Annotated in this window: 21 protein-coding genes; 14 read left to right on the top strand and 7 right to left on the bottom strand. The window is 68.6% G+C overall.

Going from position 1 to position 17,670, the window contains the following annotated elements; all coding sequences use genetic code 11:
- Positions 1 to 126 precede the first annotated feature (126 nt).
- Positions 127 to 903: a hypothetical protein gene (locus tag ACZ3HV_RS22970; protein ID WP_465687021.1), complete on the top strand. Its 777-nt coding sequence runs from the start codon at positions 127 to 129 to the stop codon at positions 901 to 903.
- Positions 904 to 934: 31 nt separating this feature from the next.
- On the opposite strand, the gene ACZ3HV_RS22965 is transcribed toward ACZ3HV_RS22970, so the two are convergent.
- Complete coding sequence (locus ACZ3HV_RS22965) at positions 935 to 1,312, bottom strand: hypothetical protein (protein ID WP_465687020.1); 378 nt, start codon at positions 1,310 to 1,312, stop codon at positions 935 to 937.
- A gap of 134 nt (positions 1,313 to 1,446) precedes the next feature.
- Here ACZ3HV_RS22965 and ACZ3HV_RS22960 point away from each other — a divergent pair, with 134 nt between their 5' ends.
- The 9 genes from ACZ3HV_RS22960 (at position 1,447) to ACZ3HV_RS22920 (ending at position 10,956) form a co-directional block, all read left to right on the top strand.
- On the top strand, positions 1,447 to 2,718 hold the full coding sequence (locus tag ACZ3HV_RS22960; protein WP_465687019.1) for an ROK family protein: 1,272 nt from the start codon (positions 1,447 to 1,449) through the stop codon (positions 2,716 to 2,718).
- Positions 2,715 to 4,217 (top strand): sugar ABC transporter ATP-binding protein, encoded by a 1,503-nt coding sequence (locus ACZ3HV_RS22955; protein WP_465687018.1) that lies wholly within the window; start codon positions 2,715 to 2,717, stop codon positions 4,215 to 4,217. The genes ACZ3HV_RS22960 and ACZ3HV_RS22955 overlap by 4 nt, the downstream gene beginning before the upstream one ends.
- Positions 4,217 to 5,254 carry an ABC transporter permease gene (locus ACZ3HV_RS22950; RefSeq protein WP_465687017.1) on the top strand — a complete coding sequence of 346 codons (1,038 nt, stop codon included), beginning with the start codon at positions 4,217 to 4,219 and terminating at the stop codon, positions 5,252 to 5,254. The genes ACZ3HV_RS22955 and ACZ3HV_RS22950 overlap by 1 nt, the downstream gene beginning before the upstream one ends.
- A gap of 14 nt (positions 5,255 to 5,268) precedes the next feature.
- Positions 5,269 to 6,318 carry a substrate-binding domain-containing protein gene (locus ACZ3HV_RS22945; protein WP_465687016.1) on the top strand — a complete coding sequence of 350 codons (1,050 nt, stop codon included), beginning with the start codon at positions 5,269 to 5,271 and terminating at the stop codon, positions 6,316 to 6,318.
- Between the two features lie 9 nt (positions 6,319 to 6,327).
- Positions 6,328 to 7,491 (top strand): Gfo/Idh/MocA family protein, encoded by a 1,164-nt coding sequence (locus ACZ3HV_RS22940; RefSeq protein WP_465687015.1) that lies wholly within the window; start codon positions 6,328 to 6,330, stop codon positions 7,489 to 7,491.
- Positions 7,488 to 8,648 (top strand): xylose isomerase, encoded by a 1,161-nt coding sequence (gene xylA, locus ACZ3HV_RS22935; RefSeq protein WP_360370416.1) that lies wholly within the window; start codon positions 7,488 to 7,490, stop codon positions 8,646 to 8,648. Before ACZ3HV_RS22940 ends, xylA begins: the two co-directional genes overlap by 4 nt.
- A 157-nt stretch (positions 8,649 to 8,805) precedes the next feature.
- Positions 8,806 to 9,807 (top strand): sugar phosphate isomerase/epimerase family protein, encoded by a 1,002-nt coding sequence (locus ACZ3HV_RS22930; RefSeq protein ID WP_360370421.1) that lies wholly within the window; start codon positions 8,806 to 8,808, stop codon positions 9,805 to 9,807.
- 102 nt (positions 9,808 to 9,909) lie between these two features.
- Positions 9,910 to 10,230 carry a hypothetical protein gene (locus ACZ3HV_RS22925; protein WP_465687014.1) on the top strand — a complete coding sequence of 107 codons (321 nt, stop codon included), beginning with the start codon at positions 9,910 to 9,912 and terminating at the stop codon, positions 10,228 to 10,230.
- Positions 10,231 to 10,233: 3 nt separating this feature from the next.
- Positions 10,234 to 10,956 carry a YqjF family protein gene (locus ACZ3HV_RS22920; RefSeq protein ID WP_465687013.1) on the top strand — a complete coding sequence of 241 codons (723 nt, stop codon included), beginning with the start codon at positions 10,234 to 10,236 and terminating at the stop codon, positions 10,954 to 10,956.
- Here ACZ3HV_RS22920 and ACZ3HV_RS22915 read toward each other — a convergent pair.
- Positions 10,946 to 11,701: a hypothetical protein gene (locus ACZ3HV_RS22915; protein WP_465687012.1), complete on the bottom strand. Its 756-nt coding sequence runs from the start codon at positions 11,699 to 11,701 to the stop codon at positions 10,946 to 10,948. The genes ACZ3HV_RS22920 and ACZ3HV_RS22915 overlap by 11 nt on opposite strands.
- A 66-nt stretch (positions 11,702 to 11,767) precedes the next feature.
- Between ACZ3HV_RS22915 and ACZ3HV_RS22910 the strand changes: the two genes are divergently transcribed.
- Entirely contained in the window at positions 11,768 to 12,262 is a 495-nt protein-coding gene (locus ACZ3HV_RS22910) for a MarR family winged helix-turn-helix transcriptional regulator (protein WP_465687011.1), read from the top strand.
- 72 nt (positions 12,263 to 12,334) lie between these two features.
- A complete protein-coding gene (locus ACZ3HV_RS22905) occupies positions 12,335 to 12,520 on the top strand; it encodes a hypothetical protein (RefSeq protein ID WP_465687010.1) in 186 nt (61 codons plus the stop codon).
- Positions 12,521 to 12,531: 11 nt separating this feature from the next.
- On the opposite strand, the gene ACZ3HV_RS22900 is transcribed toward ACZ3HV_RS22905, so the two are convergent.
- From ACZ3HV_RS22900 to ACZ3HV_RS22890, 3 genes are read right to left on the bottom strand one after another with little or no spacing between them, the layout of a single operon-like run.
- The gene (locus ACZ3HV_RS22900; RefSeq protein WP_465687009.1) at positions 12,532 to 13,152 is read right to left on the bottom strand and encodes a dihydrofolate reductase family protein; all 621 of its coding nucleotides are present in this window, start codon (positions 13,150 to 13,152) and stop codon (positions 12,532 to 12,534) included.
- Complete coding sequence (locus tag ACZ3HV_RS22895) at positions 13,152 to 13,658, bottom strand: SRPBCC family protein (RefSeq protein WP_465687008.1); 507 nt, start codon at positions 13,656 to 13,658, stop codon at positions 13,152 to 13,154. Before ACZ3HV_RS22895 ends, ACZ3HV_RS22900 begins: the two co-directional genes overlap by 1 nt.
- 3 nt (positions 13,659 to 13,661) lie before the next feature.
- A complete protein-coding gene (locus ACZ3HV_RS22890) occupies positions 13,662 to 14,003 on the bottom strand; it encodes an ArsR/SmtB family transcription factor (RefSeq protein WP_465687007.1) in 342 nt (113 codons plus the stop codon).
- A gap of 166 nt (positions 14,004 to 14,169) precedes the next feature.
- On the opposite strand from ACZ3HV_RS22890, the gene ACZ3HV_RS22885 reads away from it, so the two are divergent.
- Both ACZ3HV_RS22885 and ACZ3HV_RS22880 read left to right on the top strand, forming a co-directional pair.
- Complete coding sequence (locus ACZ3HV_RS22885; protein WP_465687006.1) at positions 14,170 to 15,372, top strand: erythromycin esterase family protein; 1,203 nt, start codon at positions 14,170 to 14,172, stop codon at positions 15,370 to 15,372.
- A 64-nt stretch (positions 15,373 to 15,436) separates the two neighbouring features.
- Complete coding sequence (locus ACZ3HV_RS22880; RefSeq protein WP_465687005.1) at positions 15,437 to 16,237, top strand: GNAT family N-acetyltransferase; 801 nt, start codon at positions 15,437 to 15,439, stop codon at positions 16,235 to 16,237.
- A gap of 20 nt (positions 16,238 to 16,257) precedes the next feature.
- Here the strand turns inward: ACZ3HV_RS22880 and ACZ3HV_RS22875 are convergent, their stop codons facing one another.
- Positions 16,258 to 16,842 carry a GNAT family N-acetyltransferase gene (locus ACZ3HV_RS22875; RefSeq protein WP_465687004.1) on the bottom strand — a complete coding sequence of 195 codons (585 nt, stop codon included), beginning with the start codon at positions 16,840 to 16,842 and terminating at the stop codon, positions 16,258 to 16,260.
- Complete coding sequence (locus ACZ3HV_RS22870) at positions 16,839 to 17,633, bottom strand: SGNH/GDSL hydrolase family protein (RefSeq protein ID WP_465687003.1); 795 nt, start codon at positions 17,631 to 17,633, stop codon at positions 16,839 to 16,841. The genes ACZ3HV_RS22875 and ACZ3HV_RS22870 overlap by 4 nt, the downstream gene beginning before the upstream one ends.
- Between the last annotated feature and the right edge of the window lie 37 nt (positions 17,634 to 17,670).

Genomic DNA, 17,670 nt, shown 5'->3' with positions numbered 1-17,670 from the left:
GGAGCGGTGGGTGACGCGCGGCTATTTGCTCTGGTCTCAGGCGCCGCAAACGTGGCACGATCGGCCACCGGAGGCACATCAGGGGGCGCGCATGGCGATGGCCAGGCACTTGACGAGTGAGGCTGTATGAACGGGCGGACAGCGCAAGACAGCCGGGTCCCGGCGAACGGGACCGCGGCGGCGAACGGGACCAATGGTCACGGTCCGCAACCGGAAGCTCAGCTCGGACAAGTTCCGGCGGACAAGCCGGCCGATCCGGGCCTGCGTCCGGAGGCCGGCTGGCAGGCCGACCAGCAGGTCGCCAAGATCCCGCTGGAGCAGGGCCAGGACCAGGGCCAGAGCGAGGGTCAGAAGCGCCCTGCACGCAGCGACTGGACCTCGGAGGTCCGTGATCGCCCGAGAAGGCCGGCCGGTACGACGCTCGGCGAGTTCAACACGCCCGTCCGGGTCGACGAGATCGCGGTCGCCGCGATGACATTGTCCGAGGACCTGCAGGCCGCGACCCGGGGGATGCCCGAATCGGTCGAGCTGCGGCGCTTCCGTCGCGACCTCGACCAGGCCGCCAGCACCTTCCGCGAGATCGCGAGCCAGTTGGAGGTCACCGCCGGCAAGCTGGTTCGCCTGGCCGCGAACGAAGGCCAGGCCTGTGGAGTCGGCTGGGGGGTCTGCCCGGAGCACGGCCTGACCTTGATGAACGCCGGTGAGACGAGCACCTGCCACGTCCTCGGGTGCGGCCGGGCCAACGAGGGCGCTGTCGAGCGCTGCGAGCACCCGGTGGCCTACCGGGTGGTCGACGCGGCCGGCCCAGCACTCCTCACCTGCGCCGGCCACGCGATCGCATGCCGTCTCTACCTGGACAACCCCGTCATCACCGCAGCCTCCGACAGCATGGAGCTCTTCTAGGTCCGCATCGGGGCCGTCGGTCGGGTTGCGGTTAGTGGGGCCTGGCCCTCCAGGTAGCCCGGCCGCGAGTCCTCGTTCCCCGGCAGCAGTGCGTCGGTACGCCGCCGATCACGTAGCACCCCTGACCCTTGAACCAGTTCACGACGTCCAGGCATACCGACGCCGGCCACGCCTTGTTCGCCTCGTCGAAGCCGAAGCCCCAGATGCACACGACCGGCTTCCCGTTCTGCCGCCCGTACGCCGGTGACAGCGCGGCCGTGTCGCACCCGTTCTGCTGCATCCACTGGAAGTGCGTGTTCACGGTCTGCTGGTCGTACGACGAGAACAGCCGGGCGGCCTGTCCGTTGCCGAGATCCGCGTACGCCGTCTGGTAGGTCGAGCCGTACTCGCGCACGTCCGCCCAGCTCATGGCGGACTCCTGTGGAGGCGGTAGGAAATCTTGAACAGAGTCTTGCAAGAAAGTGATCGTCGCAAGCCCTTGACGCGATTCCCGCTGAAACTTAGTTTGTTGGCTCAACAGACAAATTCTGGAAGGGGTGCCAGATGACGTTGAGCGACGGTCGCCGCCCGGGCAACCGGGGTGTCGCCGCCGACCACGTCTCGCTGCGCCGGAACAACCTCTCGGTGGTCCTGCGGCACGTCCGCGACCTCGGCCCCCGGTCCCGCGCCCGGATCGCTGCCGACACCGGCCTGAACAAGGCCACCGTCAGCAGCCTGGTCGCCGAGCTGGTCGAGCGCGGTCTGCTGCGCGAAGGCCCGGCCGACTCGACCCGAGCCCTCGGCCGCCCCGGCCAGCTCGTCGAGCTCGACGGCTCCGGCGTCTGCGGCGTCGGCGCCGAGATCAACGTCGACTACCTCGCCGTCGCCGCACTGGACCTGGCCGGCGACATCGTGCTCGAGAAGCGCGTTCCGGTCGACGTCGCTCCTCTCGACCCGGGTACGACGCTCGACCGGTTGGCGGACCTGGTCCGGGAAGCGGTGGCGGCCGTGGATGCGCGCGGCGGACAGCTCGCCGGCGTGACGCTCGCCGTACCGGGTCTGGTGCAAGGCGACACCGGTGAGCTCAAGCTGGCCCCGAACCTGGGCTGGGGCGAGGTCTCGGTGACGCAGGAGATGCGCTCGCGGCTGGGCGAACCGTCGTACGGGTTGCATGTCGACAACGAGGCGAATCTCGCGGCGCTGGCGGAGTACTCCGAGATTCGGAAGGCGGACCAGGTTCAGGACCTCGTGCTGCTGACCGGTGCGGTCGGGGTCGGTGGCGGGATGGTGACCGGAGGGCATCTGCTCCGCGGCGGGCACGGGTACAGCGGCGAGGTCGGGCACATGCCCGTGGCGCCGCCCGGCCGGACCTGCGGCTGTGGGCGGACCGGCTGCTGGGAGACCGTCGTCGGACTGACCGCACTGTTGCACAAGGCAACGGACAGGGACGATCCGGTCCGGGATCCGTCGCTGGACGTGGAGCAACGGCTGGCCGGGATCACCCGGCGGGCCGAGGCGGGGGACGCGCGGACGCTGACCGCGCTGAAGGACGTCGGTACCTGGCTGGGGATTGGGGGAGCGATCCTGGTGAACATCCTGAACCCGGACGTGCTCGTGCTCGGCGGCTACTTCGCCGTCCTCGGGCCGTGGCTGAAAGAACCACTGGAGAAGGCGATCCGCGATCGCGTGATCGCGCCGGACGGCGGCGGCTGCCGGGTGGTGCGGTCCGATCTCGGCTTCGCCGCGGCGGTGCGCGGTGGCGCGCAGATCTCGCTCGACCAGGTCTTCGTCGATCCGACGGTGATCGGCCGGGCCGAGCCGGGGGTCGCGCAATGACCGACCTGCTGATGATGACGGGCATCGTCAAGGAGTTCCCGGGCGTACGGGCGCTCGACGGTGTCGACCTCGACGTCCGCGCCGGTGAGGTGCACTGCCTGCTCGGGCAGAACGGCGCCGGCAAGTCCACGCTGATCCGCGTGCTGACCGGCGCGCACCAGCCCGACGCCGGCACGATCCACATCAACGGCGAAGAGGTCCAGCTGAACAGCCCGACCGCGGCGATCGACCGCGGGATCGCGGCGATCTACCAGGAGCTCGACCTGGTCCCCGACCTGACCGTTGCCGAGAACATCTTTCTGGGGCACGAGCCGGCCCGCTACGGCTTCAGCCGCCGGCACGAGGCATCGACCCGGGCCCGCGAGATCCTGCGCGGCCTCGGTCATGGCGAGATCCCGGTGCACCGGTCGGTCGGTTCGCTGCCGTCGGCCGGTCAGCAGGTGGTCAGCATGGCCCGTGCGCTCTCCCGCGACGCGCACCTGATCGTGATGGACGAGCCGTCCGCGGTCCTCGATCCCGAAGAGGTCGCGAACCTGTTCCGCGTCATCCGCGGCCTCACCGAGCGCGGCGTGGCCGTCGTCTACATCTCGCACCGGCTCGAGGAGATCCGTCAGATCGGCGACCGCGTCACCGTGCTGAAGGACGGCGCGACCGTCGCCACCGGTCTCGACGCCCGCGAGACCCCCACGAAGGAACTGATCCGGCTGATGACCGGCCGCTCGATCGAGTACGTCTTCCCGCCCCGTCAGGAGATCCTCAGTACAGCGCCCGTCGTACTGGACGTGGATGACCTGACCCGGCCGGGCGAGTTCGCCGGGATCCGGTTCACCGTCCGCGCCGGTGAGATCGTCGGCCTGGCCGGACTCGTCGGCTCCGGGCGTTCCGAAGTACTCGAGACCGTGTACGGCGCTCGCCGGGCCGCGACCGGATCGGTCAAGGTCGACGGGGTGGAACTGCGGCCGGGACGGGTGCAGGCCGCCGTGAAGGCCGGGGTCGGGCTGGCGCCGGAGGAGCGGAAGAGTCAGGCGCTGCTGCTCGACGAGGCCGTGTACAAGAACATCACGGCATCCAGCCTGCAACGGTTCGCCCGTGGGGGATTCCTGAACCGAGGAGCCGAGCGTGAGGCCGCCGCGGAGCTCACGACCGCCTTGGACGTTCGCCCGGCCGGCGTGGACCATCCCGTGCGCAACCTGTCCGGCGGCAACCAGCAGAAGGTCGTGCTGGCCCGCTGGCTGCTGCGGGACTGCCGCGTGCTGCTGCTCGACGAACCGACGCGGGGCGTCGACGTCGGCGCGCGGTCGGAGATCTACGCGTTGATTCGCAAGCTGGCCGCGAACGGGGTCGCGATCGTGCTGGTCTCCAGCGAGGTCGAGGAAGTGCTCGGCCTGGCCGACCGGGTCGTCGTACTGCGGGAGGGGCGTGCCGTCCACACCGGGCCCGCGCAAGACATCGACGAACACCAGGTTCTCGACCTGGTGATGGAAGGAAGTGCCGTGTGATGAGTGAGGACATCGCACCCTCGGAGACTGCCTCGACGCAGGCAACTGTCACGCAGCCGGCGGCCCAACGCTCCACGAACCTGCTGAGGACCGGTGCCGGACGCAACCTCGGCCTGGTGGTGGCGCTGGTCCTGCTGTGCATCGTCGGCGTGGTCACCGCGGGCGACACGTTCGCGACCGGCGCCAACGTGCTGACGATCCTGCGGCTGGCCGCGGTGATCGGTGTGGTCAGCGTCGGCATGACGTTCGTGATCACCGGTGGTGGCATCGACCTGTCGGTCGGCGCGATGGTTGCGCTCTCGTCGGTCTGGGCGACCACGCTCGCCACCCAGCAACTGGCGGCCGACTACCACTGGATCTTGATGGTCAGTACGGCGCTCGTGGTCGGTTCGGCGTGTGGCCTGGTGAACGGACTGCTGGTTGCCTACGGCAAGGTGGTCCCGTTCATCGCGACGCTGGCGATGCTGGCGGCCGCTCGCGGTCTGGCCGAGATCATCTCCGACCGGAAGACCCAGATCATCACGGTCAACTCGTTCGTCGACTTCTTCGGCGGCTCGCTGCTCGGCGTACCGGTGCTGGTCTGGATCTTCCTGCTGGTCGCCGCCGCCGGCTGGGTTCTGCTCAACCGGACCACCTTCGGCCGGCGGACCTTCGCCGTCGGCGGCAATGCCGAGGCGGCCCGGCTGGCCGGCATCAAGGTGCAGCGTCACACCGTCGCCCTGTATGTGCTGGCCGGGCTGTGCTGCGGTATCGCCGCGGTGATGCTGATGGCCCGGACGACGACCGGCAGCTCGACCCATGGTCAGTTGTACGAACTGGACGCGATCGCGGCCGTGGTGATCGGCGGCACCCTGCTGTCCGGTGGCCGGGGAACGATCGTCGGCACGGTGTTCGGCGTACTGATCTTCACCACCCTGAACAACGTGTTCACCCTGAACAACCTGAGCATCTCCGCTCAGTCGGTGGCCAAGGGCCTGATCATCGTGATCGCCGTCCTTCTGCAGCAGCGTCTGGCCGCCCGCACCACCAGCTCATGACAAGGAGGACAACGATGTCCGTACGTCCCGCCCGTTCCATGATCAGCCTAGCCATCGCTGGTCTCGGCGTGCTCGCGCTCGCCGCCTGTACCAGCAACACCCCGAAGGCCGAGGAAAGCAACGGAACCGCGACTCAGGCGGTTGCCGCTGGCAAGAACGACGAACCAGGCAAGAAGGTCCGGATCGGCTTCTCCGCGCCGGCCGCGGACCACGGCTGGATGGGTTCCATCACCAAGGCGACCCAGGCGGAGGCGAAGAAGTACTCCGACGTCGAGCTGCTGGTCGCCGAGGGCACCAACGACGTGAACCTGCAGATCAGCCAGGTGGAGACGTTCATCAACCAGAAGGTCGACGCGATCGTGCTGCTGCCGTTCGACGGCGCGGCGCTCACCCCGGTGGCGATCAAGGCGATGGAGGCCGGGATCACCGTCGTCAACGTGGACCGCGAGTTCGACAGCTCGTTCGCGGCCCGGACGACAGTCCTCGGCGACAACCACGGCATGGGCGTCTCGGCCGGTACGTACGTCTGCCAGCAACTGAAGGACAAGAAGGACGCGGTGGTCGCGGAGATCGCCGGCATCGACTCGCTGCCGCTGACCCAGGACCGCAGCCGCGGCTTCAAGGAGGCGCTGGCCGACTGCGGGCTGAAGGTGAGCAACCGGGTCGCCGCCGAGTTCACCGTCGAGTCCGGTGAGAAGGCCGCGGCCAACCTGCTCCAGGCGGCGCCGAAGATCGACGCCATCTGGAACCACGACGACGACCAGGGTGTCGGCGTGATGGCCGCGATCAAGAACTCCGGACGCAAGGAGTTCTTCGTGGTCGGCGGGGCCGGCTCGGCGAACGTGATGCGGGACATCAAGTCCGGCAACTCGTTGCTGAAGGCCACCGTCATCTACCCGTCCACACAGGGTGCGGACGGCGTCCGGCTGGCCCGTCTGCTAGTACAGAAGAAGGCCCTCGGCGACCTGGTGGAGGTCGAGGTGCCGCGCACGGTGCAGCTGTACGCACCGGTGGTCACCAACGACAACGTGGACCAGTACCTGCCCACAGCATTTGAGAGCTAAGGGAGAACAATGACGAACCTGGGCATCGGCCTGATCGGCTACGCGTTCATGGGCGCGGCCCATTCGCAGGCCTGGCGGAGCGCACCGCGCTTCTTCGACCTGCCGTTGGATCCCGCAATGAACGTGCTCTGCGGCCGCAACGCCGAGGCCGTCCAGGCGGCCGCGACGAAACTCGGCTGGAAGGAGACCGAGACCGACTGGCGCAAGCTGCTCGGCCGGGACGACATCCAGCTGATCGACGTGTGCACGCCTGGCGACAGCCATGCCGAGATCGCGATCGCCGCTCTGGAGGCCGGCAAGCACGTCCTGTGCGAGAAGCCGCTGGCCAACACGGTCGAGGAGGCCGAGGCGATGACCGCCGCGGCCGAGGCGGCCGCGGCCAAGGGGATCAGGTCGATGGTCGGGTTCACCTACCGCCGGGTGCCGGCGATCGGGCTGGCCCGCCAGCTCGTTGCCGAGGGCAAGCTCGGCACCATCCGGCACGTCCGCGCGCAGTACCTGCAGGACTGGATCGCCGACCCGGAGGCGCCGCTGTCCTGGCGGCTGGACAAGGAGAAGGCCGGCTCCGGCGCACTCGGCGACATCGGCGCCCACATCATCGACCTGACGCAGTACATCACCGGTGACACCATCGGCGAGGTGAGCGCCCGGCTGGAGACGTTCGTCAAGGAGCGCCCGGTCGCCGCCGAGCACTCCGGCCTGGCCGGTACGGCGGGCACCGAACGCGGACCGGTCACGGTCGACGACGCCGCGGTGTTCCTGGCGACCTTCCGGTCCGGCGCGCTCGGCGTCTTCGAGGCGACCCGCTTCGCCACCGGCCGGAAGAACGCGATCCGGATCGAGATCAACGGCAGCCTGGGCAGCCTGGCCTTCGACTTCGAGGACATGAACCTCCTGCACTTCTACGACGCAACCGAAGACGCGAGGACAGCAGGCTTCCGCCGCATCCTCGCCACCGAGTCCGCCCACCCGTACGTCGAGGCGTGGTGGCCGCCCGGCCACCTGCTCGGTTACGAGCACGGGTTCACCCATCAGGTCGTCGACCTGGTCACCGCGATCGCCGAAGACGCCGATCCGGTCCCGTCCTTCGCCGACGGGTTGCGCGTCCAGCGGGTGCTGGCCGCGGTCGAGGCCAGTTCGGCTTCACGACAATGGCAGGAGATCCCCGAATGAATAGCTACACCCCGACCAAGGACGACAAGTTCTCCTTCGGTCTGTGGACCGTCGGCTGGCAAGGCGTCGACGTGTTCGGTACGGCGGTCCGTCCGGCGATGGACCCGGTCCACGCCGTCGAGAAGCTCGCGGAGCTCGGCGCCGCGGCGGTCACGTTCCACGACGACGACGTCGTCCCCGACGACGCCACCCGCGGGCAGGTGCTCGAGCGCTTCACCAAGGCCCTGGCCGACACCGGTCTGGGCGTCGAGATGATGACCACGAACCTGTTCAGCCACCCGGTCTTCAAGGACGGTGGCCTGACCGCCAACGATCGCCAGGTCCGGCGGTACGCCCTGGCGAAGGTGCTCCGCAACGTCGACCTCGCGGCCGAGCTCGGGGCGACGACGTACGTGCTGTGGGGCGGGCGTGAGGGCGCCGAGTCCGGCGGTTCGAAGGACGTGCGGGCCGCGCTCGACCGGTACAAGGAGTCGATGGACCTGCTCTGCGCGTACGTGCGGGAGCAGGGCTACAACATCCGCTTCGCGATCGAGCCGAAGCCGAACGAGCCGCGCGGTGACATCCTGCTGCCGTCGATCGGGCACGCGATTGCCTTCATCAACGATCTCGCGGACCCCGAGCTGGTCGGCATCAACCCCGAGGTCGGGCACGAGCAGATGGCCAGCCTGAACTACGCGCACGGCATTGCCCAGGCGCTGTGGCACGGGAAGCTGTACCACATCGACCTCAACGGGCAGCACGGTCCGCGATTCGACCAGGACCTGCGGTTCGGTGCCGGGAACCTGCGGGAGGCCTTCTGGACGGTCGACGTGCTCCAGGGAGCCGGCAGCCACCCGGCGTACGACGGGTACGTCCACTTCGACTACAAGCCGCCGCGGACCGAGGACGAGGACGGTGTCTGGGAAACCGCCCGCGGCTGCATGCGGAACTACCTGATCCTGCGCGACAAGGTGCAGGCGTTCCGCGCCGACCCCGAGGTCGCGGAGGCGCTGGCCGCCGCACGGGTCGCGGAACTGTCGGAGCCCACCCTGGCCGAGGGTGAGTCGCTGGCGGATCTGCGCAACGAGAAGTACGACCGGGAGGCGCTGGCCGAGCGCGGTCTCGGGTTCGAAAGGCTGGACCAGCTGGCGATGGAGCACCTGCTCGGCGTCCGCTGACGGCGTACGGCGTACGGCGTACGGCGTACGGCGTCCGGCGCGGGTTCGGGGAGGATATCTGCCCGTAGCGGGCGCAAGATCCTCCCCGCACCGCATGTCGCTCCGGCTGCCGGTGACCGTCGTACAAGAGAAACTGTTCGACCGAGGAGAGAAGGACATGGCTCGACCGATCACGTTGTTCACCGGCCAGTGGGCCGACCTGCCGTTCGAGGAGGTGGCCCGGCTGGCCTCGTCCTGGGGGTACGAAGGGCTGGAGATCGCCTGCTGGGGTGACCATCTCGACGTACGGCGTGCTGCCGAGGACGAGGCGTACGTGCGCGACCGTCGCGACATCCTGGAGAAGTACAACCTGAAGGTCTGGACGATCTCGAACCACCTGCTCGGGCAGGCGGTCTGCGACGACCCGATCGACCAGCGGCACCAGGCGATCCTGCCGGCGCACATCTGGGGCGACGGCGACCCCGAGGGCGTCCGGCAGCGCGCCGCCGAGGAGATGAAGACGACCGCCCGGGCCGCTCGCGCGCTCGGCGTCGACGTCGTCGTCGGTTTCACCGGATCGTCGATCTGGAAGACGATCGCGATGTTCCCGCCGGTCCCGCCGGCGATGATCGAGGCTGGGTACAAGGACTTCGCCGACCGGTGGAACCCGATCCTGGACGTGTTCGACGAGGTCGGGGTTCGCTTCGCCCATGAAGTGCACCCGTCGGAGATCGCGTACGACTACTGGTCGACGACCGCGACCCTGGAGGCGATCGGCCACCGCCCGGCGTTCGGGCTGAACTGGGATCCTTCGCACTTCGTCTGGCAGGACCTCGATCCGGTCGGTTTCCTGTGGGACTTCAAGGACCGGATCTACCACGTCGACTGCAAGGACGCGAAGCGCCAGGTCGGCAACGGCCGCAACGGCCGGATGGGTTCGCACCTCGCCTGGGGCGACCCGCGCCGCGGCTGGGACTTCGTGTCCACCGGCCACGGCGACGTCCCGTGGGAGGCGTGCTTCCGGATGCTGAACACGATCGGGTACGACGGCCCGATCTCAGTCGAATGGGAGGACGCCGGCATGGACCGCCTGGTCGGCGCCGCCGAGGCCGTCCAGTTCGTCCGCTCCCTCGCCTTCGACCCGCCGACCGCTTCGTTCGACGCCGCCTTCTCGTCCTGATACCCGGTGAAGGAGTCCTGGAGTTCCCCGACCACGAGCTCGGGGACCTCCAGGGCTCGCAGTGGCGGACAGTTGCTGACCTCTGGAGCTACTCTCGGTGGCATGACTGCTGGCAGGTACGTCGCGCGCATCGTCGAGGTCCCGGAACACGGCATCAAGCTCGAGCCGGCTGCGGACGCAGTGATTCCGGAGGAGCCGACCGAGGTGAACCTGCTCGGGATGGCGATCGCTCTGGCGCTTGGCGCGGCCGGGTACCGCCATCACGCCGAGCAACGCGACCCGGAACTCCAGACCCTCGACGCGCTACTCAGCGGCGACGCGGTCATGCCGTGGCGCCCGGGGGAGCCGGACAGTACGCCGTACCTCGTCTGCGAACTGAACGACGGCAAACCAACCTGCGAAGTCCACCCAACCGCTGACTGACTCTTGGACGCCACGTGGCCGGCTGCGCCTGACCTCAAGCGACCGCGGATCCTGCGACAGCGCTGGCTGGATCTCACCTTCCTGCACTGGGCCGTCGACCCGGCCGAGGTCGCGCACTTCTTCCCACCAGACACCCACCCGGACACGTTCGAGGGCCGCACGTACGTCGGCCTCATCCCGTTCCGCATGGCCGACACCGGCCTGCCCCACGGTCCCGCCGTACCGTACTTAGGCTCGTTCCTCGAAACGAACATCCGCCTGTACTCCATCGACACCACCGGCCGCCGCGGCGTCGTCTTCCTCAGCCTCGACGCCAACCGCCTGGCCGTGGTCACCGCGGCCCGAACCGTCTTCGGCCTCCCGTACCGCTGGGCCCGCATGCATCATGAACGCAACGGCGATCACCACACCTACACCTCGACCCTGCGTCGATCAGGCGATCACGTGGAAGCTGCAGTCGGCGTCGACATGGGCGCGCGACTCCCGATCGGCCCGCTGGAGGACTTCCTCACCGCGCGCTGGGGTCTGCACGTCCGCCGCGCCGGCCGTACCTGGTACCTCCCGAACCACCACCCGCCGTGGATCCTCCACGCCGCGAACCTCACGTCCCTGGACGCCGACGTCCTGCTCAGATCCGTGGGCCTCACCCCGCCCGACCGCCCACCGGACCATGCGGCCTTCAGCGCCGGCGTCCCCGCGGAGTTCGCCGTACCGCTCAGGCCATGAGTTCGGCAGTCTCCTGGACGATGAACGGGATGCCCAGCTGACCTGCCCACCGGTTGACCTCGGTCGCCAAAGCCCGTGATCCCGCGGCATCACCTTCGTCGCGCATCAGGACCGCGAGGGCGGTCTGCTGTGCGAGCGTGGGGCGCAGGTGACCGACTTTCTGCAGCAGATCGGTCGACCGCTCCCACTGCATCCGCGCGAGCGCCAGATCGCCGGCAGTGTGGGCGTGGTGCCCGAGATGCCGAAGCGCTTGCGCCATCAGCAACTCGTCGTCGCATTTCTCACCCAACTCCAATGCGGCCTCGTAGTGCTCGACGGCCTCCGCGGGCCGCTCGTACACGTTGTCGGCCATCACACCGGCCCAGAATCTGGCCGTGCCCCGCCGGGCCTCGTCCGGAGCCTCCTCGATGAGCGTCAGCGCGCGCTCGCGGAGATCTCGATCACCTGACTGGGACAGCGCGATCGAGTAGTCCTTCCGGAATTTCAGCATCGACAGGTCCCACGATCCATTGAGTACGGCGTCGGCGGCGTCTTCGGCGGCGGCGAGAGCGGCCGGCGCGTGGTCGGTCTGGTGACCGAAGTCCTGGTCGACGGTGACCTCGGCGAGCGCCAGGGCGAGTTCGGCCCGCTCGGCGGGATCGTCGGTCTGGAGGGCGGTCAACAGGTCGGTGGCGGCGGTCCACTGGCCGGCGCGCATCAAGTGGGTGGCTGCCGTGACGGCAGCGGCGGCTGCAAGGTGGCTCATGGCTCAACGGTATTTCGACATCGAAATATTTGACAACTAAGCTTCACTGGCTGAAAAGTTGGACGGGTGAAGGATTTCGTGGATGCGCACGTGGACCTCTGGGCCGGAGAGCTGGACGATCTCGACCGCGACGTCGAAGGCATCACCGTCCGCCTGCAGGTCCTGACGCGGTATCTCGAACGCCGGCGGGAGGCCGTGCTGGCGGCGTACGGGCTGCAGCTGTGGGAATTCAAGACGCTCCACATGCTCCGTCGCGGCGGTACGCCGTACCGCGCGACGCCGGGCCAGCTGGCCAGGCAGCTCGGTATGTCGCCGGCGGCGCTGACCAACCGGCTCGACGCTCTCGAGCGACGTGGGTACGTCGAGCGCACGCACGACCGCGACGACCGCCGCAAGGTCGTCGCCACGCTGACCCGCGCCGGCAGCGAGCTCTGGGAGCGGGGGATCGGCGACATCCTGCGAGTCGAGGAGGAGCTGATCCACCACCTGCCCGCGACCGACCGAACTCGTCTCGACCAGCTTCTCCGGCGCCTGGTCCTGATCACCGAGAAGGATTCTTAGCGCGGTATGTCAAGTTCGGCCGATCTGGTCCGACCTCTGGTTGTACGCACCGAGCAACCGGAGGACAGACCGATGGAACCGCTGAACCTGATGGTGTCGCTGAGCCACTTCGCCAACAACAACCGCGAACACAAACACGGCCTCAGCGAGCCCGCCGGCCGCGGCCGCACCAACAACCACGCAAAGCCGGCCCGCAGTCACAGCAGCTGGCGCTTCTGGTTCGCCAGCTTGCGAACCGACTCGGCGGGGGAGCGCTGAGGTCGAGACAGCTACCGCTCTCGGACTGCGTAGGTCAGGTGGGTCACTCGCTGCGTCGGCTCGGCGCGGACCTGCTCCAAGGCCACGCGGCCCGCGTCCACACCCTCGAACAGGCGGATTCCGGAGCCGAACAGCACGGGGGACAGCGCGATCGAGAACTCGTCGACCAGGCCGGCGTTCACGTACTCCAGGATCGTCGCGCCGCCGCCCGCGATGCGCACGTCCCGGTCGCCGGCGGCCTCGCGGGCCTGATCGAGCGCGGTCTCGATGCCGTCGTTGACGAAGTGGAAAGTCGTGCCGCCCGGCCGCTCCCACGGGTCACGCTTGGTGTGCGTCACGACGAAGACCGGCGTGTGGAACGGCGCCTCCTCCGGCCACATCTTCTCGCCGGCGTCGAACATCCGCTTGCCCATCACGCTCGCGCCGGTGCGCTCGAACGTCTCCCGCGCGATGTCGTTGTCGCGCCCTTCCTCGCCGCCCTCGCCGAGCTTCAGGTTCTCCCGGAAGAACCGCAGCGGGAAGATCCACTGCTGCAGTTCCATCCACTGCTGCCCCATCAGCTCCTCGGGGGACTCGGGCGCGATGAAACCGTCCAGCGACATCGACACGCCGAAGAACACCTTTCCGGCCATCAGCCCTCAACTCCCTTCCGAACAATCTCGGTGACGTACGTAGCCAGGTTGCTCAGCGTCTGCCGGCCGCCCTCGACCGCGTGGTACTTGTCGACCGCCTCGTCGCGCAGCTCCTTGGTGGGGAACACCGTGCGCATCTCGATCCGGGTCGCCGCACCGTCGGGCCCGAAGGTCAGGACCGACTCGAAGGCGTTCGGGTCGCCGCGGGACTCACCGTGCAGAAACTCGATCCGCTCCGGTGGAGTGATCTCGGTCCAGGAGATCCACTCGGTGTAGTCCGTCCCGTCCGGTCCGTGCATCACGAAGTCCCACGCCCCGCCGACGCGGAACTCGAAGGACCGCGTGGTGGTGCTGAACCCCTCCGGTCCCCACCACCGCGACAGGTGCCGGGTCTCGGTGAACGCCTCGAACACCAGCTCCCGCGGGGCGTCGATGACCCGGGAGATCACGATCTCCCGGTCCGCCGTCGCCGACTGAGCCGGCGTTCCTTGTTCTGTCGCGCTCATCCGCTACTCCTCGATCCGTGTCTGCTTGAGGTCCTGCACGTAGGTGTCCAGCCGGTCGAAACTCTCGTTCCAGAACCGCTCGAACCCACCGGTCCACTCGTGGATCGGTCGCAGCCCGCGGGCGTCAAGACCGTACAGGCGCTGCTTGCCTGCCTTGCGGTCCCGCACCAACCCGACCTCCCGGAGCACCCGCAGGTGTTTGGACGCACCCGGCTGGGTCATCCCGAGCTCGCGGGCCAACTCCGTCACCGGCCGCTCACCCGCCCGCAGCAGCACCAGGATGTCCCGGCGCTGCGGCTCGGCGATCGCGTTGAAGACGTCCGACGTCGTCGCTGCTCGTGCCATGACGCCATCATATGCCCATATCGGCATGCGTCAAGCCAAGCGGAGGAGGCCCGTTAGCAGAAACTGGATGTGCAGGCGTGCGTGGCTTTGAAGGTTTCGCACTGCAGTGGTGCTGATAGATCGTCGAGAAGTCTTCAGTCAATGGTTCAACGATAGCGTTGAGGCTATGAGTGCTGACATCACAGACGCCGTCCATGTCGTCGACGCTGCTACCGTCATGAGGTTGCTCCCAGCGAGGCCGCGGTTGCTCGCGTTGGGCGAGCCGACCCATGGCGAGAGCGTGCTGCTCGAGTTGCGCAACGAGCTCTTCCGGGAACTCGTCGAGCGGGAGGGCTACCGGACGATCGCGATCGAGAGCGACTGCCTGATGGGCCTGGTCGTGGACGAGTACGTCACCTCGGGTACGGGCGTCCTCGACGAGGTCAGGGAGCGCGGCTTCAGCCACGAGTGGGGCGCCTTCCCGGGCAACCGCGAGCTGGTGCGCTGGATGCGCGAGTACAACGAGGACCGGCCCGCTTCCGAGCAACTGCGTTTCGCCGGGTTCGACGGCCCGCTGGAGATCACCGGCGCCGCGAGCCCCAGGCAGGCGCTCACCGCACTACACGCCTACCTCGCTGCCAGGGTGGACGCCGACCTGCTCCCGTGCACCGCGGAGACGCTCGACCACTTGCTCGGCGCCGACGACCAGTGGACCAACCCCGCCGCGATGATGGACCCATCCCAGTCCGTTGGGCAGACGTCCGAGGCCAAAGAGCTCCGGCTGCTCGCAGACGACCTGGTGGCTCTGCTCGACGCGTACACACCACAGCTGATCGCGACGTCCGCACCGGACGACTGGGACCGAGCACGCCTGTACGGGCGTACTGCTGCCGGACTGCTGCGCTACCACTTCTGGATGGCCGACGCGTCACCAAACCGCATGGCGTGGCTGCTCGGGGTACGGGACTCGATGATGGCCGCCAACCTGCTCGCTCTCGCCGAACGCGGCCCGGCGTTGGTGAACGCCCACAATGGCCACCTCCAGCGGGACAAGAGCACCATGCGGATGGGCAACCTGCCGGTGGAGTGGTGGAGCGCCGGCGCGATCGTCAGCGCGCAACTCGGAGAGGGGTACGCCTTCCTGGCTACGGCCCTCGGCACGATCCGCCACCAGGGAGTGGACACCCCGCCTCCGAGCACCATCGAAGGACTCCTGTACGCGCTCTCCGAGGATCAGTTCGTCGTCGACTCCCGCCGACTGGCCGCCATACTCGGCGACGTGACACTCGCTCCCCGCTTGTCCCCGTGGTACGGCTATGCCCCGCTGGACCCGGCGCAACTGACCGGCAATGACGGGATCGTGTTCGTCAAGGACGCCCGGCAGAGCTGAGACTCCGGCGTGAGTACGACGAAATGGGGCGCGGAGTGGAACCCGCGCATGTAAGGGTCGTCCCGTGACTGATGCTTCGAAGGACGAGCAGGCCCGGCAACTGCTGGCGGTGTACGACGACCAGCTGCGGGGGACGAGTGAGAGCGCGGACGTGCCGACGAGTATGGACGGGCCGGTGATCCGGGTCGAGTACCCGAGCCGTGGGTTCGTCAGCTACCGCTCTCTCGACGGGCTCGACAGTGCCGAGATCGACGCGTTGATCGCGCGGCAGCGGGACTTCTTCTCCGCGAGGGGCCAGGCGGTCGAGTGGAAGCTGCGCGGTCACGACAAGCCGGCCGACCTGCCGGAGCGGCTCCGCGCTGCCGGGTTCGAGCCCGAGGAGCAGGAGACCGTTCTCGTCGCCGAGAGCGCCGACATCGTCGAGCGACTGCGCAGCCGTGAGTCCGTCGACGGCGTCACGATCCGTCTCGCCGGCGACCGGGCGGACTTCGAGCGCATCGCCGCGATGGAGTCGACGGTCTGGAACGACAACTGGTCCTGGCTCGCCGACGACCTCGAGCGCCGCCACGCCACGGGCCTGACCGACATCTACGTCGCCGAAGCCGACGGTGAAGTCGTGTCCGCCGCCTGGGCCGTCTACAAGAAGGGCACCGAGTTCACCGGTCTCTGGGGCGGCTCAACCCTCGCGGAGTGGCGGGGCAAAGGCATCTACAAGGCCCTGGTCGCAGTCCGAGCCGCCCGCGCCGCGGAACTCGGCTACAAGTACCTCCACGTCGACGCCTCCGACGACAGCTCCCCGATCCTCCAGCGGCTCGGCTTCCTGGCCGTCACCACCACGACGCCATACGTCCACACCCGGTCCTGACGCGCGTACGAACGGGTGGCTCAGGCGGGTGGGCGGTAGAGGGCGTAGTGCATCGGGCCGTCGTGGGGGAGTTGCAGCTCGGCGATGGTGGTGAAGCCGAGAGACTCGTAGAACATGAGGTTCGAGGGGTCTTGAGTCTCCAGGAACGCCGGCAGATGCGCGCGGTCCGCGGCAGCGAGGCCGGGTGTGACGACCGCCCGGCCCAGGCCTTGGCGTTGGCGGTCGGGATCGACGCCGAGGATCGCGAGGAGCCACAGCGGAACGCGCGGGCGGAAGATGCCCATCGCCTGGCCGTACTCGGCGGCGAGCGATGCGCGTGATCCGGCAAACTCGCTGAAGACCTCCGCGTGCTGCGAGAAGGCATCCGGGGGAGTGGCCGGGGTGGTCCAGATGGCGACGGCGCTGACGTCGTCGGTGACCCAGACCTGGCCGTACGGCAGGCCGATGCCGGTGAGGACGCGGCGGTTGTACTGCGTCAGCCGGGTGAGGTAGTCGTCCGGATCGAGCCCGGCCCGGGTCATCGGGTAGTCCTCGTACGCCCGCGTCAGCGTCAGGACGGCCGTATCGACGTCCGACTCCGTTGCCTGGCGCACCTGTTCGGTCATCGTCGCAGCGTTCGCACGACCAGGTCGGCGACGGCGCGCATGCCGGCCGCGTTCGGGTGGTACGGCACGACGCCGCCCAGGCTGGGTGGGCGCAGGGTGAACCCGGTCGTCCACGGTTCGGCCGAGCCGATCGCGTGATCCTGGCTCGCGGCCGACGCCGCGATCAGCTCGACGCCTGTGCTGGCCGCGGCTTTCGCGAAGGCCGCGGCCAGGCCGTCGGCCATCATCGCGACGCTCGGCAGTTGTTCCTCGTTCAGCGGTACGTCGAGACGCGGCCGGGTACTCGGGCCGACCAGACTCAGGTAGTCGACCAGCAGGATGCGGGCGCCCGGAGACCGCTCCCGAACGTTCTCGACCACGGTGACCAGGGAATCCGCGACCGCCTGGTACGCCGCCTCGTCCTTGAGATAACTGACCCGCGCGCGGATCCGGTTCGCGACGCGGCGGCCGAGGATGGTGGCGGGCTTGGCCAACGTGTTCAGGAAGCTTCCGCGGATGAAGGTCCCGACGTACTCGAGATCGTTGCCGCCGACCGTGATCGTGACGAGCGCCGTGTCCGCGGTGACGGCGTCGAGTTGCGGGGCGGCCTCGTCCTGCCGGGTGTCGAGGACGTGTGCTGTGGTCGCGCCGGAGTAGGTGACGTCGGTCAGCTCCAGGCCGAGCTCCGCCGCGACCAGGTGCGCGTAGTTGTTGCCCGATCGGCCCGCCGGCGCATGCACGATCGGGTCGATTCCCGGCCCGGCCGCGAAGGAACTGCCGAGGGCGACGTACCGACTTCCGGGTGAGATCACCGCACCACGATATCCGCGACCTGCCACCTCGACGGGT

This window comes from Kribbella sp. NPDC020701, assembly GCF_055562215.1.
This window is presented reverse-complemented; position numbering and strand designations above follow the sequence as displayed.

What these genes read in the sequence shown, in the direction of transcription:
- ACZ3HV_RS22965 (WP_465687020.1), bottom strand. Translation starts at nt 1,312, where the DNA reads ATGAGCTGGGCGGACGTGCGCGAGTACGGCTCGACCTACCAGACGGCG.
- ACZ3HV_RS22930 (WP_360370421.1), top strand. Translation starts at nt 8,806, where the DNA reads ATGGCTCGACCGATCACGTTGTTCACCGGCCAGTGGGCCGACCTGCCG.
- ACZ3HV_RS22900 (WP_465687009.1), bottom strand. Translation starts at nt 13,152, where the DNA reads ATGGCCGGAAAGGTGTTCTTCGGCGTGTCGATGTCGCTGGACGGTTTC.
- ACZ3HV_RS22955 (WP_465687018.1), top strand. Translation starts at nt 2,715, where the DNA reads ATGACCGACCTGCTGATGATGACGGGCATCGTCAAGGAGTTCCCGGGC.
- ACZ3HV_RS22890 (WP_465687007.1), bottom strand. Translation starts at nt 14,003, where the DNA reads ATGGCACGAGCAGCGACGACGTCGGACGTCTTCAACGCGATCGCCGAG.
- ACZ3HV_RS22960 (WP_465687019.1), top strand. Translation starts at nt 1,447, where the DNA reads ATGACGTTGAGCGACGGTCGCCGCCCGGGCAACCGGGGTGTCGCCGCC.
- ACZ3HV_RS22950 (WP_465687017.1), top strand. Translation starts at nt 4,217, where the DNA reads ATGAGTGAGGACATCGCACCCTCGGAGACTGCCTCGACGCAGGCAACT.
- ACZ3HV_RS22905 (WP_465687010.1), top strand. Translation starts at nt 12,335, where the DNA reads ATGGAACCGCTGAACCTGATGGTGTCGCTGAGCCACTTCGCCAACAAC.
- ACZ3HV_RS22940 (WP_465687015.1), top strand. Translation starts at nt 6,328, where the DNA reads ATGACGAACCTGGGCATCGGCCTGATCGGCTACGCGTTCATGGGCGCG.
- ACZ3HV_RS22875 (WP_465687004.1), bottom strand. Translation starts at nt 16,842, where the DNA reads ATGACCGAACAGGTGCGCCAGGCAACGGAGTCGGACGTCGATACGGCC.
- ACZ3HV_RS22885 (WP_465687006.1), top strand. Translation starts at nt 14,170, where the DNA reads ATGAGTGCTGACATCACAGACGCCGTCCATGTCGTCGACGCTGCTACC.
- ACZ3HV_RS22925 (WP_465687014.1), top strand. Translation starts at nt 9,910, where the DNA reads ATGACTGCTGGCAGGTACGTCGCGCGCATCGTCGAGGTCCCGGAACAC.
- ACZ3HV_RS22895 (WP_465687008.1), bottom strand. Translation starts at nt 13,658, where the DNA reads ATGAGCGCGACAGAACAAGGAACGCCGGCTCAGTCGGCGACGGCGGAC.
- xylA (WP_360370416.1), top strand. Translation starts at nt 7,488, where the DNA reads ATGAATAGCTACACCCCGACCAAGGACGACAAGTTCTCCTTCGGTCTG.
- ACZ3HV_RS22970 (WP_465687021.1), top strand. Translation starts at nt 127, where the DNA reads ATGAACGGGCGGACAGCGCAAGACAGCCGGGTCCCGGCGAACGGGACC.
- ACZ3HV_RS22945 (WP_465687016.1), top strand. Translation starts at nt 5,269, where the DNA reads ATGTCCGTACGTCCCGCCCGTTCCATGATCAGCCTAGCCATCGCTGGT.
- ACZ3HV_RS22915 (WP_465687012.1), bottom strand. Translation starts at nt 11,701, where the DNA reads ATGAGCCACCTTGCAGCCGCCGCTGCCGTCACGGCAGCCACCCACTTG.